Genomic DNA, 14,664 nt, shown 5'->3' on the forward strand with positions numbered 1-14,664 from the left:
TGAGCTCCCCGCGGACCTCCTGTCCGCGGACCTCCTGTCCGCCGCGGACCCGGACGCCGGTCCGGCGCCCGTCGTGGCCGTCGTCGGCCGCCCCAACGTCGGCAAATCAACCCTGGTCAACCGCATCATCGGCCGTCGCCAGGCGGTGGTTGAGGACGTGCCCGGGGTGACCCGCGACCGGGTTCCCTACGACGCTCAATGGAACGGCCGGCGCTTCACGGTCGTCGACACCGGCGGCTGGGAGCCGGACGCCAAGGACCGCGCCGCCGCCATCGCCAACCAGGCCGAGATCGCCGTACAGACCGCCGACGTGGTCATCTTCGTCGTCGACGTGTCCGTAGGCGCCACCGACGTCGACGAGGCCGCGGTCAAAATGCTGCGCCGCTCGCACAAACCGGTCATCCTGGTCGCCAACAAGGCCGACAACCAGACCCTCGAGATGGAAGCAGTGTCGCTCTGGTCCCTCGGCCTGGGCGAGCCCCACCCCATCTCGGCCCTGCACGGCCGCGGCTCCGGCGACCTGCTCGACGACATCCTGTCGGCCCTGCCCGAACCCCCGCCGATCATCGAGGACGGCCCGCGCGGCCCCCGCCGGGTAGCCCTCGTCGGCCGCCCCAACGTAGGCAAGTCGTCCCTGCTCAACCGGGTGTCCAAGGAAGAACGCGCCGTCGTCGACTCCGTCGCCGGCACCACCGTCGACCCGGTCGACAGCCTCGTCCAGATGGACGGCGACACCTGGCAGTTCGTAGACACGGCCGGCCTGCGCAAAAGAGTGAACCAGGCCTCCGGTACGGAGTACTACGCGTCGCTGCGTACGGCGGGCGCGGTCGAAGCGGCCGAGGTCGCCGTGGTTCTCCTCGACGCGTCCGAGGTCATCTCCGAGCAGGACCAGCGCGTCCTGAGCCAGGTCACCGAAGCCGGCCGCGGCCTGGTGATCGCCTTCAACAAGTGGGACCTGGTCGACGAGGACCGCAGGCTCCATCTCGACAAAGAGATCGACCGCGAGCTCAAGCGCATCCCGTGGGCCATCCGAGTCAACATCTCCGCCAAAACCGGCCGAGCCGTCGACAAGCTGGCCCCCGCCCTGCGTCGAGCCCTCAACTCCTGGGAACAGCGCATCCCCACCGGCGCCCTGAACCAGTGGCTCACCGCCCTGACCCAGGCCACCCCCCACCCCGTACGAGGGGGGCGCGCGCCACGCATCCTCTTCGCCACCCAGGCCGGGGTCGCCCCGCCACGCTTCGTCCTCTTCACGACCCAGCCGCTGGACGCCGGGTACCTGCGCTTCATCGAGCGCAAACTCCGCGAAGAGTTCGGCTTCGAGGGTTCCCCCATCGAGGTCTCGGTCAAGCCCCGCAAGAAGGTAGGACCGGGGGGTCGGGGCAAGGCCCACGGTTAGGTCTTGCTAGGCTGTACGAGTTGCCGCGCGGTGCAAAACCGGGCGGCGGCGGGCTGTAGCGCAGCTTGGTAGCGCACTTGACTGGGGGTCAAGGGGTCGCAGGTTCAAATCCTGTCAGCCCGACCAGCTTTTTCAAGCCGTTGACGAGGACGAAAGTCCTGGTCAACGGCTTTTTCAATGGACGAACGTCGCATGACCAAGATCGCTCTAGTGGATCTTGTGGTCACAGGCGCGGTCACGGCCGCGGCTTGCCATGGTCACATCGAAAGCCCGTTAAGCAGGCATAACGGTTCTCAGTCGTGACCTTATGTCCGTTGGTCTACTTTTGCGCTCGCCGTACTTGACCACCTCGCAAGTGCGACGAAAGTCGGCTGCTGACGGTTCGTGTCGGCTGGTCCATTCGAGAAAAGGGCCGCGGGTCAAGTCTTGCCACGGGTGGTCCATCCCGATGGCTTCGGTCTACGGTGGGGCTCGACATTGGACTCGGCTGTCGTCTGCTCCGGCGGCGTCCTTGGAGGAAGAGTGCATAACGCTCGATCCGCGTCAGTTCTCCTGCGGGGGTAGAGACGCATTGCTTCTCACATACGTCGATGAGTCCTTCACTGATGACTGGTACACGATGGCGGCTCTGCTGCTTGACGGCCCGGCCGCGGCGGCGCTGACCGCGCAGCTGGATCAGGTTGCAGCGGACGCCGCACGTGCCTACGGGCTGCCTACAGGTCCCGAGGTCGAACTACATGGACATGAAATCTTCCACGCGGCGAAGTCGTGGAAGGGAGTTCCGCCCCGGGCGCGGATCGGCGTCTTCGACGACGTAGTGGAGGCAGTGGCGGCCCAGCCGGTTCACATCATCGCTCGCGGCATGGACGTGATCGGCCAGAAAGCCCGCTACCCGGTCCCTGATGCCCCCCACTCCGTGGTGTTGAAGCACCTCTTGGAGCGGGTCGATGAATGCGCCACCGCGGTTGACGACTACGCGCTTGTGATCGCAGACGAGGTGGATGGCCAAGCGAAGCACCGTGCCGACTTCTTCACGTACCGGGAGGCCGGCACGAACGGTTACCGAAACCGACGGCTCACCCGCATTGTCGATACGTTGCACTTCGCTCCCAGCAACGCGAGCAGGCTCGTCCAGGCGGTCGACGTGGTGGCCTTCCTCTATCGCCGAACGTTCACGCATCAGGAAACCGACGCGCGGGCGCGAAAGGTCAAGATCGGCATGTGGAAGCGGCTGGAGTCACGAGTGGCGCACCAGCTCTGCTGGTTTCCCGCCGTGAACGGGCAGCAGGAGTCTTGGGGGCGCGACATAACGTAGACGCACGAAGGGCCCGCATTGGCTAGCGGGCCCTAAGGCAGTGCGGGCAGCCCGTGGGCCTTCCGCACCTCGACTGTACCAGCGTCAGTCCTCCGGCAGGCATGGTCGTTCGGCGTGCCGGTTTCCGACCAAACAGAAGTAAGTCCTCGATCAGGTTCCACCGGCCGGCTCCGGCCAAGGGCAAGCGCTTCTAGAATGCGCGCTTGGGCGCTCGGCCAAGCGTTTGGTTCGCCAAGGCTGATCGGCTGAGAGCAGGCCACCGAAGGTACATCTCTTACAGTTGCAGCGACTTACTGAGAAGACACGACAACCTCTGGCAGCCGGGCGGCTATGCTGCTGCGGCCGGAGCGGTAGGTTCGGGGACAAACCCGGCGCGGCGGCTAGGGGGCGAACGGTGGTAGCGGACGGGCAGGACCGGTGGATCGAGGTCTCGCCGTCACAGTTCACGCACGAGGCCGAGGGCCTGGCTCTGGTCCGAGCGATCATGCCGGACGAGACGCCGTATCGGGCCTGGTCGAACTTCGAGTTCCGCGACTCGCGCGGCCGGTGGCACGAGGTCGACCTCCTTCTGCTCGGCCGTAAGCAGCTGCACCTCATCGAGCTCAAGTACTACTCCGGCACGCTTCGAGGCGACGATCAGCGCTGGGCCCGTGACGGCCGACGGTCAGAGGACTCGCCGCTCAAGCTGGCTCGGCGTAAAGCGCAGTACTTCGCCAGCAAGTTGAGGGACGAGCTGCGGCTGTGGGCACAGGAACAGGGTGTCCAGATCGCCGACGACCGGGACGTCGTTCCCTTCGTCCAGGAAGCGGTGTTTCTCCACCACCCCGACCTGAGGTGCCTGCTCAGCTCGTCGAGCGCCATCAACCTGTACGGTCTCGACAACCGGGTAGCGGAGAGCCATCTCACCGGCATCTCCGAGCTCGTCGGGGAACCCGCGGGACGGCGGGCGATCGGCCCGAACCAGGAGCACATCCTGGTCAAGCTGCTGGAACGCATCGGCCTCGTGCAGCGACGCGAACGGGAAGCCGGCTCGTGGGTCATCGAGGACCAGGCCATCGACTCCGATGAGGGCTGGCAGGACTGGCTCGCCTACCACCGGGTGGTCCAGCAGGACCGGGCCCGGATCCGGTTCCGTGTGCTGCCGCCGACCGCCAGTCAGCACGAGCGCGGCGCGGCCCGGCAGATCGCCGAACACGAGTTCCGTGTCATGTCCCGGTTGCAGCACGACGGGCTGCTGCGCCCTCGGGACCTGGTCGAATCCGAGCTCGGCATCGGCCTGGTCTACCCGTACGACCAGCAGTGGCAGCGGCTCGACCTGTGGCTGGCCGGTCAGGAACAGGGCGTTTCGCTGGCCACGCAGCTGTCGATGATCCGGCAGATCGGCGAGGCTTTGCAGTACGCCCACAACAACCGGGTCGTCCACCGTGGTCTGACCCCTCCGGCGGTCTGGGTGCGTCCGGTTCCTGGGACGCAAAGCGACGTGAAGGTTCGGGTCGGTGACTGGCAGAGTTCCGGCAGCGTCCAGAGCGCTTCGGCTTCCGGCGGCACCGTCGAGGGCGTGACCTCCTTGGTCGGTGTTGCCCTGGCTGATCAGGGAGCGACCGAGGTGTTCGGCGCGCCGGAGGGCACCTGGAGCGCGGGCGCCGACCGCGTACGACTGGATGTGTTCGGTCTGGGTGCTCTCACCTTCTATCTGTTGACCGGCCTGTCGCCGGCGTCGAGCCGAGGAGCCCTGAAACAGCGTCTGCGCGAGCAGCAGGGTCTCGACCTGGCCATCGAGCTGCCGCAGGTCCCGTCGACGCTGCGGTCGCTGGTCCTCAAGGCAACCGATCCGGCGCCCAGCCGGCGGACGGCCGACGTCACCACCTTCCTGTCCCAGCTCGCCGCGGCCGAACGTGACGCGGCGACCGCGAGCGACGAGACCGACCCGCTCGAGGCCACCGCCCCCGGCACCGTCTTCGACGGACGGTTCAAGCTGATCCAGCGTCTCGGACAAGGCTCGACCGCGGTGGGTCTGCTCGTGCAGGACCTGCTCGCCGACGGCGAGACGGAGTGCGTCCTCAAGGTCGCCCTCAACGATTCCGCCGCTGCCCGGCTCGACGACGAGGTGGAGGCGCTGCGGCGACTCGACGCCCCCCGCATCGTCAAGGTTCTTCCACCGGGACGGCTCGTCGTCGGGGGACGGCAGTCGCTGCTGCTCGAAAGCGCCGGCCCGGAGACTCTTACTGCGGCGCTGCGAGCACGCTCGCGGCTGTCGATCGACCTTCTGGACCGGTACGGCACCGACCTGCTCGACAGCCTCGTCGCCCTGGACAAGGCCGGCATCGATCACCGCGACATCAAACCTTCCAACCTGGGCGTACGGGAGAGCCGCGGCGACCGTACCAAGCACCTGATCCTGTTCGACTTCTCCCTGACGCGCGCCGCAGCCTCCGCCACTCACGCAGGCACCCCGCCGTACCTCGACCCGTTTCTCACCGGCACGCGAGACCGGTACGACTCGGCCGCCGAGCGGTATGCCGCCGCCGTCGTCCTGTTCGAGATGGCGACCGGAAGCGTGCCGGTCTACGGCGACGGCCAAGGCGATCCGGGAAGCATTCCGGACGAGGCGACCATCACGCCGGAGATGTTCGACCCTTCGCTGGCCGACGACCTCGTCGCCTTCTTCCGCAAGGCGCTGGCCAGCGACGCCGGGGCGCGGCACCACACCGCTGAGGGCATGCGGACCGCCTGGCTGACGATCTTCTCGCAGGACGCCACGACAGAGCCGGATGAGACGTACGACCAGCTGGCGGCGCAAGCGACGCTGACCACGCCGTTGCGTACCTCCGGTCTGACCGGCCGTGCGTTGTCGGCGCTGGAACCGTACGCCGTCGACACCGTCGGCGAGCTGCTCACCGTCGACCCGGTCCGACTGTCCCGCTTACAGGGTGTCAAGAACTCCACCCGTCTGCAGATCACGTCGCGCATCAAGGAGTGGAAAGCCCGGCTCGGCCCGGACGTCCGCCCGACGGTGCGGACCGGTCCCGCGCTGACTCCCGGCGCAGCCGCAGACCTCCTACTGAGTGTCGTCGCCACACCGCGTTCGCCGTCGCGCGGCGGCGTCGTCCGCCTAATCCTCGGGGTCGACACGCGGCTCGACGCTTTTGCGACCCATGCCCAGCTCGGCGCGAACCTCGACGAGCCGGTGCAACAGGCCCGCGTCACGCAGGTCCTCGCGGCCCTGCAGGAACGGTGGGCCGGCGACCAGGAAGCGCGTGCCCTGCTCGACCGACTGGCCGCGGCGGTCTCCGCCCGCCTGACCGAGCTCGGCTCCGTCGCCACCGTCGCCGAACTGACCCGTACGATCCTGGAAACGCTCGCGCCCGACGACCACCCGGACGAACGCCGGGCTCGCGGCCTGCTCCGCTTCGCGCTCGAGCGCCGCAAAGCCATGAACAAGGCCGACGGATCCCAGTCGGCTGTCTGGCTCCGCCGGCGCGGCGGCGTGGTCACGCTGCTGGCCGAGGATCAGACGTTCTGCGACGTCGCCGAGTCGCTGGCCGCCGAGGCCGACCGCCTGGTCAGCGCGACCGGGGACCCGGCGAACGCGATCATCCCGGCTCAGCGGGTGCGGGCCCGGCTCGACGCCGCCGTGCCCATCGAAGAAGGTTGGCCGGCAGTGCTGCGCGAACCCCTGCGCCGCGTCACCCTGGCCGCAGCTGCCTCCACCCATGCGGCCGCGTCCGGCGCCGGTGACCTGCACCATCGCGATCTCACGACGATCGCGGCGTTGGCCCAGACATTCGCGGACTTCGGCGGGCAGCAACTGACCCCGGACGAGATTCGCGAACGCGTACGAGTCCGTTTCCCCGCCGTGCCGGGCCTCCCGCAGCGGCCGGCCCTCGACCGCTTGGTCAACGACGCGGGTCTCGGCCTCACGTTCGACGATCGGCTGCGTGTCTATCGGGCCCTGCAGACCGGTGCGGCCACCACCGGGCTGGAGTCCCGCTCGGCCACCAGCCTTGCGGCGACCACCTCCCCGGTGGGTGCCACGGGCGCGTTGGGGGCCCGGTTGGAAACCTCGATCAGTAGCCGGTCGTTCCTGGCGCTCGGTGTCCGAGCCGACCGCCAAGGCCGACTGCTGGACGCCGTCGAGGCCCACTTCGGAGGGACGGCGGTCGACCTGACCGGCGCACTGCTGGACGCGCTGCGCTCGGTGGCGGCCGCGGCCAACATGCCGTGGGACCTGGTACGGGCGGCCGACGCCGAACGGGAGTCGAGCCGTCCCCGCCGTGGCTTGGAGGAGCTGGTCCGCCGGTCGTGGTCCGAGGTCGAGGCCGCCGTCGAACGGGCGCTCGCCGCAGGCCGGGAGGACGCGCCGGTGCTGCTCACCGAAGCCTCACCGCTGGCCCGGTACGACAACATGGCGCTGCTCACCCGCTGGACCGACCTGGCCGCCCCGCGCCGGCGTGCGGTGTGGTTGCTGGTGCCACAGCTCAACGGCAACCACGGCCCGGTGGTCGACGGCCGGCCGGTCCCGCTTGCCGCACCTAACCAGTTCGTCAACCTCGACAACGAGTGGATCGACAGTACGGCTGCCCTCAGCGCAGCCACCGAGAAGGAGCAGTAGGCAATGGCGGTCTCGACGGGGTTGACGGCAGCGCTCAAGAAGGTGGTCCTTGACCTGGAGGACGACCTCCGCGAACGCGTCGCCTCGCAGCCGGACGTCGCGAAGGCGTGGGACCTCGAGTGGAAGAGCGCGGTAGGCCGCGAGCGGACGGCCATGTCGTGGCAGGAGTGGCGCGACGACCGGGTGACGCAGGCCGCGGTCGCGTGGGTGCTGACCACAGTCTTCGTGCGCTTCTGCGAAGACAACCGGCTGCTTAAGCCGGTATGGATCGCCGGCCCGGCCGACCGCCGACAGGAGGCGCTGGACGCGGAGCTCGCCTACTTCCGCGCCCACCCCGAGGACACCGACCGGGAATGGGTTCTCCAGGCAGTCGAGTATCTGCGAAAAACTAAAGCGACCCGGGACCTGGTCGAATCGCACTCGCCGCTGTGGACGGTGTCGCCGTCGGGCCAGGCCGCCAAGAAGCTGGTTGCCTTCTGGCGCGAGCGCACCGCCGACGGCGACCTCGTCTGGGACCTCGCAGATCCCGACCTGTCGACCCGATTCCTTGGTGACCTGTATCAAGACCTTTCTGAGTACGCCAAGAAGACGTTCGCGCTGCTGCAGACGCCGGAGTTCGTCGAGGAGTTCATCCTCGACCAGACGATGGAGCCGGCGCTCGCCGAACGGCCACTCGAAGGCTTCAAGCTCATCGACCCCACCTGCGGGTCGGGCCACTTCCTGTTGGGCGCCTTCAAGCGGCTAAACGACCGCTGGGCTGTGCACGCGCCGGGCATGGAGGTGCAGGCGCGAGTGCAGGAGGCACTGAACGCCATCCACGGCGTCGACCTCAACCCGTTCGCCGTCGCTATCGCCCGCTTCCGCCTCATGCTCGCCGTGATCCAGGCAGCCGATTTGCAATCTCTGGAGCAGGCACCCGCATTCGAGTTCCACCTCGCGGCTGGTGACTCGTTGCTGCATGGCCGGTCGCAGCTAGCACTGGAGCTGCCCGGCGTGGAGGACTACGACGCAGGTCTGAGTGGCTTCGCCTATTCTTCGGAAGACCTATCGGCGCTGCGTTCGATTCTGGAGCCGGGCAGGTACGACGTCGTGGTGGGGAACCCGCCATACATCACCGTCAAGGATACGAAGCTGAATGCGGCCTATCGCGACCGCTACCCGACCTGCAAGGGAACCTATGCCCTGACGGTCCCGTTCATGGAGCGGTTCTTCCAGCTCGCGAAGTCCGCCGCCGGCGATCGCCCAGCCGGCTGGAGCGGTCAGATCACATCGAACTCTTTCATGAAGCGTGAGTTCGGATCTCGATTGATTGAGGAGTTTCTAAGCCGCCAGGACCTACGGCTGGTAGTTGACACCTCCGGCGCCTTCATTCCCGGTCACGGGACACCAACGGTCATCCTGGTCGGTAGACGGCAGACTCCGGCCACCGACACGATCAAGGCCGTGCTCGGAGTTCGTGGCGAGCCGGGGCAGCCGGACGTTCCAGCGGACGGCCTTGTCTGGCGAGAGATTGTGTTGAACATAGGCAAGTCGGAATTTGACGGGGACTTCGTATCCGTTGCGGGCTTGCAACGTAAAGTATTTGCAAGGCATCCGTGGAGCCTGAGTGGCGGTGCTGCTGCGGCTTTGTCGGCTCAAATCGAGAAATCCTCGCGGGCAAGTCTAGCCGCGAGGGTGGAGGCGATCGGTCGCACGACTCATACCGGAAACGATGAGGCGTTTTTTGTACCCATCGAGTCGGTAAGGGTTCTGCGGCTGGAATCCGATGTGGTTCCAGTTGTCCTCGGGGAGGAGGTTCGCGATTATGGATTAACGCCTGCGAACGTTACGATTCTCCCCAATGATGAGGCGGGAATCGCCAAAGGCCTAAGTTTTCCGGCGATGAGGCACCTTTGGCGGACTAGACGTTCGCTCGAAACTCAGCTCGACTTCGGTCAGACCAAGGTAGAGCGTGGTCTACGCTGGTTCGACCACTCCATGTTCTTCCCGCAGCGTTTTCGGCGGCCCCTTTCCATTGCGTTTGCTAGTGTGGCGACACATAACCATTTTGTGTTGGATCGGGGTGGGAAAGTTTTCAAACAGTCGGCGCCGGTGATTAAGTTGCCGGAGGGAGCGGCGGAGGACGATCACCTCGCGCTTCTCGGAGTGCTGAACTCTTCGACGGCCTGCTTCTGGCTCAAGCAGCAAAGCCAAGCCAAGGGCGGCGCTGACAATACCAGTGGTGGTGGTAATCGGTGGTCAGCTGAGCCGTGGGTCGAGCGGTATGATTTCACTGGCACCACTCTTCAAGAATTTCCCTTGCCGAGTTCCCTCGAATTGGGCCGAGCTCGTTTGCTCGATCAATTGGCCCGTGGTGTCGCCGTGAAGTTTCACGCGACGTTCAGTACGGACTCGGTCGTGCCAACATCGCAGCGAGTCGACGAGGCGGGCGCGGCAATCGGCGCGACCAAGGCCCGGATGATCGCGGTGCAGGAGGAGCTGGACTGGCACACCTACCGGCTTTATGGGCTGATGGATGAGGATCTGACTTTCTCATCAGAAAATTTGCCGGAACTGCGGCTAGGTGAGCGAGCCTTCGAGATCGCCCTTGCGCGCCGGGTCGCGGCGGGTACGGAGTCAACCGCATGGTTTGCTCGTCACGGGTCGAACCCGGTGACGGAAATTCCTACGCATTGGCCCCAACCCTATCGAGATCTGGTGCAGCGGCGCCTTAATCTAATTGAGGCGAACAAGTTCATCAACTTGCTTGAGCGCCCGGAGAACAAGCGGCGGTGGGCTGCCGAGCCGTGGGAGAAGCAGGTCGATAAGGCGTTGCGGTCGTGGCTGCTCGACCGGTTGGAGTCTCGCTCTTACTGGTTCGATGGACAGGGCCGGCCAACCGCACGATCGGTTGCCCAGTTGGCCGATATGGTGAGCCGCGACGCTGACACCGTCTCGGTATTGCAACTCTGGGACGGTCGTAAAGATCGGTCGGTCACGCAGCAGCTTTCTGCGCTGCTGGAGATAGAGGTTGAGCCTTTCCTGGCGGCGTATCGGCTGAAGGACTCTGGTCTTCGAAAGCGTGAGGCTTGGTTGCGCACCTGGGAGCTGCAGCGCCGCGAGGACAAGGGTGAAGAGGTTAAGGATCTTCCGGTGCCTCCGAAGTACACGTCTGCTGACTTCCAAAAGCACTCTTGGTGGCAGCATCGGGGCAAGCTGGACGTGCCCAAGGAGCGGTTCATCCTCTATCCGGGTGCCGGACGGGAGACCGACCCGACTCAGTTGCTCGGGTGGGCCGGCTGGGATCACGCACAGCAGGCACTCGCGCTGAATGTTGTCATCGCCGAGCGCGAGGCTGAAGGCTGGGCTGACGATAGGCTTGTCCCGCTGGTTGCCGGCCTCGCCGAGCTTCAACCCTGGGTGCGGCAGTGGCACGACGAAACCGACGACACCTATCAGCTCAACCTGGCGGACTACCTTGACGAGCAGTTGCGCAGTCGTGCTCACCAGGTGGGGATGACGTCCGAACAGCTTGGTGCCTGGAAGCCGCCGCCGGCGGGGCGCGGACGTCGGCCGAAGGCGTGACCGTCATGTTGACGCAGTTTGAGGAGAAGGCGTGAGTACCCCGCTTCGCGACGTCATCCGTATCCCCGAGCGTGCCGGCGCCGAGGATTACGTTCTGCGCCTCACCGACTCGGTCGGGCACAGCGCGGTTCAGCGCACGCTCGACGAGTACGTCGTCACCGATGCGCTGGTCGAGGCGTTCGACGCGGCCATGGGGCTGGTAGCCGAGGGCATCACTTCCGGTACGAGTCGTGGATCGTTCCTGACCGGCTCGTTCGGTTCGGGTAAGTCGCACTTCATGGCCGTGCTGCACGCCCTCCTCCAGCATGAGCCCGCGGCCCGGGACAAACCTGAGCTGCACTCGGTGGTCGGACGGCATGACCCCGTGCTGGCCGATCGGAAGATCCTGCCGCTCGCGTTCCACCTGCTCGGTGCGCGCACGATGGAGGAGGCGCTTTTCCAGGGGTACATCCGTCAGGTCGCCGAACGTCATCCGGGCGCGCCGCTTCCCGCCGTACACAAGTCTGATGCTCTTCTCGACGACGCCGAGCGTTACCGGGAGCAGCTCGGTGACCAGCAGTTCTTCGCCGGCCTCAACGGCGAGTCCAAAGGTGAGGGCGGCGGCGCGGCCGACCCATGGGCGGCGGTGCTGGGTGCGGGGGAGTGGGATGCTCTGCGGTTCGCCGAGGCGCGGGCGGCGTCGGCGGCGAGTCCGAGCCGGCAGAAGCTGGTGTCGGCGCTCGTCGACACGTACTTCCGGTCCTACACGCAGCAGGCCGAGTACGTGGACCTGGACACCGGCCTGGCGGCGATCTCGACGCATGCCAAGAGCCTCGGGTACGACGCTGTGGTTCTGTTCCTCGATGAATTGGTGCTGTGGCTGGCGTTCTCGGTGCAGGACCGTGAGTTCTTCCGCCGGGAGTCGCAGAAGCTGACCAAGCTGGTCGAGTCCTCCATCGGCGGGCGGCCCATCCCGCTGATCTCGTTCGTGGCCCGGCAGATGGATCTGCGGCGCTGGTTCGCGGATTCCGGGGCGAGTGGCGCCGAGCAGGACGCGTTGGATCGTGCCTTCCGGCACCAGGAGGGCCGGTTCGGGGTCATCCCGCTCGGCGACGACAACCTGCCGTACGTCGCGAATCGTCGTCTGCTGCAACCGAAGGACGCGGCCGCGGCTGCGGTGCTTGAGGGTGCGTTCGGTGCGATCGATCGGCGGCCGGCGGTCTGGGACGTGTTGCTCGACGGGGTGAACACCGACGAGCGGCATCGCGGGTCCGATGAGAAGGCGTTCCGGCTGACCTACCCGTTCTCGCCAGCCTTGGTGTCGACGCTGCGCAGCCTGGCCAGTGTCATGCAGCGGGAGCGGACCGCGCTCAAGGTCATGCAGCAGATGCTCGTGGACCGGCGGGACACCTTGACGACCGACCAGATCATTCCGGTCGGGGACTCGTTCGATCTGATTGTTCAGGGCCAGACCGGTCAGGCGTTGGACGCCGAGGCGGCGGCTCTTTTCCGGTCGGCCAACAAGCTGTACACGGACAAGCTGCGGCCGTTGCTGCTCGGGATGCACGGCATTGACGAGCGGACGTTGCGGGAGGAGCCGGCGAAGGTTCCGCCGGGATTCCGTACGGACGACCGGCTGGCCAAGACCCTTCTGCTGTCGGCCGTCGCGCCGAAGGTGCCGGCTCTGATGGCGTTGACCGCGGCCCGGCTGGCGTCGTTGAATCACGGGTCGATCGTGTCGCCGCTGCCCGGTGGCGAGGCATCGGTGGTGCTGTCCAAGGTGCGAACCTGGGCCCGGGACATTCCGGAGATTCACCTGGACGGCGACGACCGGAACCCGACGATCCGGGTGCAGCTGTCCGACGTCGACTACGAGTCGATCGTGGAACGGGCCAAGGCCGAGGACAACGAGGGCCGGCGCCGTGAGCTGCTGAAGGACCTGGTCAGTGAGAGCCTCGGGGTTACGCTGGCGTCGCAGGACCTGCAGGGCGCCTACCCGTACGACTTCATCTGGCGCGGTTCGAAGCGCAAGGTCGATGTGCTCTTCGGCAACGTCCGCGACCGCAGCTGGCTGTCCGACGACCACTTCCGGGCGGCCCCGGACACGTGGCGCATCGTCGTCGACCACCCGTTCGACGATCCGGGCCATTCCACGGCCGAGGATCTGCAGCGGCTGGACGAGATGGTGGCCCGCGGCGTGCAGGAGCGCACGGTCGTGTGGCTGCCGCGGTTCCTGTCCGACGACAAGATCCGCGAGTTGCGGCGGCTGGTCATCCTCAACTGGCTGCTCGACGGCAGCACCGAGCGTTGGCAGGGTCACGCCGACCACCTCAACGAGGCCGATCGCGCCCTGGCCCGGTCCATCCTGGAATCACAGCGCAACACGCTGCGGCGCAGCCTGGAGGACGCCGTTCAGCAGGCGTACGGTGCTGCTTCGCCGCGCCCGGGTGTTCTGCTGGAGGATGCGTCGCACGAGCGCACACTGTTCTCGTTCGAGCGTCGTTTTGCCCCGGCCAACCCGGTCGGTGCCACTCTCGGTCAGGCCTTCGGCAACCTGCTCGACCAGGCCTTCAAGGCGGTGTATCCGGCGCATCCGGCGTTCGAGCCGGGCGACGTGGAAGTGAAGGTCCGTGACCTCAAGGCGGTCGCCCGCTACGTCGCGCTGACGGTGGCGGACAGCGAGAAGCGGGTGGAGCTTGAGGCCGACGCGGCGGTGGTGCGACGGATCGCGGAGCCGCTCGGCGTCGGCAAGGCCACCGAGATGCACTACCTGCTGGGCGACGACCGGTTCACGCCGTGGGGCCAGGAGATCGAGCGCGCTCTCGGTCGCCGGGCGCTCGAGGAAGGCAAGCCAGCCGACGGGCCGGTAACCGTCGCGGAACTGCGACGCTGGATCCGGGACGTCTCGCCGGCCCACGGCTTGCGCGACGAAGCGGCCGACCTGGTGATCATCGCGTGGGCGGCGCTGCGGCAGCGGGCGTGGTTCCAGCAGGGGATCGCCCTGCCGGTCGTGCCGGAACCGGGTTCACTCAGCCCGGTGATGGAGCTGCGTACGCAGGAGCTTCCCTCCGCCGACGAGTGGGAAGCGGCGCGAACCGTGGCCGGCGCGATGCTCGGTGTCACGGCCGCGACCTACCTGACCGCGCCTGCCGTGGCCGACTTCATGGCTCAGGTCACCACCAAGGCGTCGGAACTGTCCAAGACGGCGCCGGGCCTGGTCGCCGCGGTCGAAACCGCGTACCGCCGCTTGGAGATCGCCGACGGCAACCGGCTGCGGACCGCGAAGGGCAGTTCCGCCTTGATCCAGCAACTGCGTCACCTCGACGGCGTCAAGCTGGTCCAGGCGCTGGCCAAGGCGAGCCTGGGGGATGCCACACCGGTCGCCGCCGGCAAGTCGCTGGCCTCGGCCGAGACGGTGGAACGGGCGCTCACCGCGTTCCATTGGGACCGGCTGGAACCACTGCGTGATGCGATGAAGGGTGAAGGGAACCGCGCGACGGAGGCCGCCGCCATCGTCAACGACTTGCGCTCGGCCCTGGAGCAGGACGAGCTGCCCGCCCCCATCGCGCGAGCACTAGCCGCCTGCGAGAACGGGATTTTCACGTGGCTGGCCGCCGGCACTCCGCCTCCTCGTCCTCAACCCCAGGACCCGAAGGCGAAACCCGGCATCAAGGAAGGGCAGGCCAACCGGCTGCGAGGCGCCGAGAACAGCAGCGTCATCAAGCAGCTGACCGCGTTTCTGGAGGAGAACCCCGACGCCGTCGTCGAAATAACGTGGAAAGCGCTGCCGTGACT

General features: G+C 66.9%; 5 protein-coding genes and 1 tRNA gene. All 6 read left to right on the forward strand.

From position 1 onward, the window contains the following. Positions 1–19 precede the first annotated feature (19 nt). On the forward strand, positions 20–1,399 hold the full coding sequence (gene der / locus EER30_RS43445; protein WP_205650672.1) for a ribosome biogenesis GTPase Der: 1,380 nt from the start codon (positions 20–22) through the stop codon (positions 1,397–1,399). A gap of 49 nt (positions 1,400–1,448) precedes the next feature. Further along, positions 1,449–1,525, forward strand: a tRNA-Pro gene (locus tag EER30_RS43450). 445 nt (positions 1,526–1,970) lie between these two features. After that, positions 1,971–2,714 (forward strand): DUF3800 domain-containing protein, encoded by a 744-nt coding sequence (locus EER30_RS43455; protein ID WP_164842725.1) that lies wholly within the window; start codon positions 1,971–1,973, stop codon positions 2,712–2,714. Between the two features lie 394 nt (positions 2,715–3,108). Further along, complete coding sequence (gene pglW / locus EER30_RS43460) at positions 3,109–7,326, forward strand: BREX system serine/threonine kinase PglW (RefSeq protein WP_164842726.1); 4,218 nt, start codon at positions 3,109–3,111, stop codon at positions 7,324–7,326. Positions 7,327–7,329: 3 nt separating this feature from the next. Next, positions 7,330–10,890 carry a BREX-2 system adenine-specific DNA-methyltransferase PglX gene (pglX, locus tag EER30_RS43465; protein ID WP_127508171.1) on the forward strand — a complete coding sequence of 1,187 codons (3,561 nt, stop codon included), beginning with the start codon at positions 7,330–7,332 and terminating at the stop codon, positions 10,888–10,890. A 31-nt stretch (positions 10,891–10,921) separates the two neighbouring features. Then, positions 10,922–14,662, forward strand: coding sequence for a DUF6079 family protein (locus EER30_RS43470; protein ID WP_127508173.1), 3,741 nt, complete (start codon positions 10,922–10,924; stop codon positions 14,660–14,662). Positions 14,663–14,664: the final 2 nt, after the last annotated feature.

It is taken from the genome of Actinoplanes solisilvae, from assembly GCF_003999975.1.
Classification (GTDB): Bacteria; Actinomycetota; Actinomycetes; order Mycobacteriales; family Micromonosporaceae; genus Actinoplanes; species Actinoplanes solisilvae.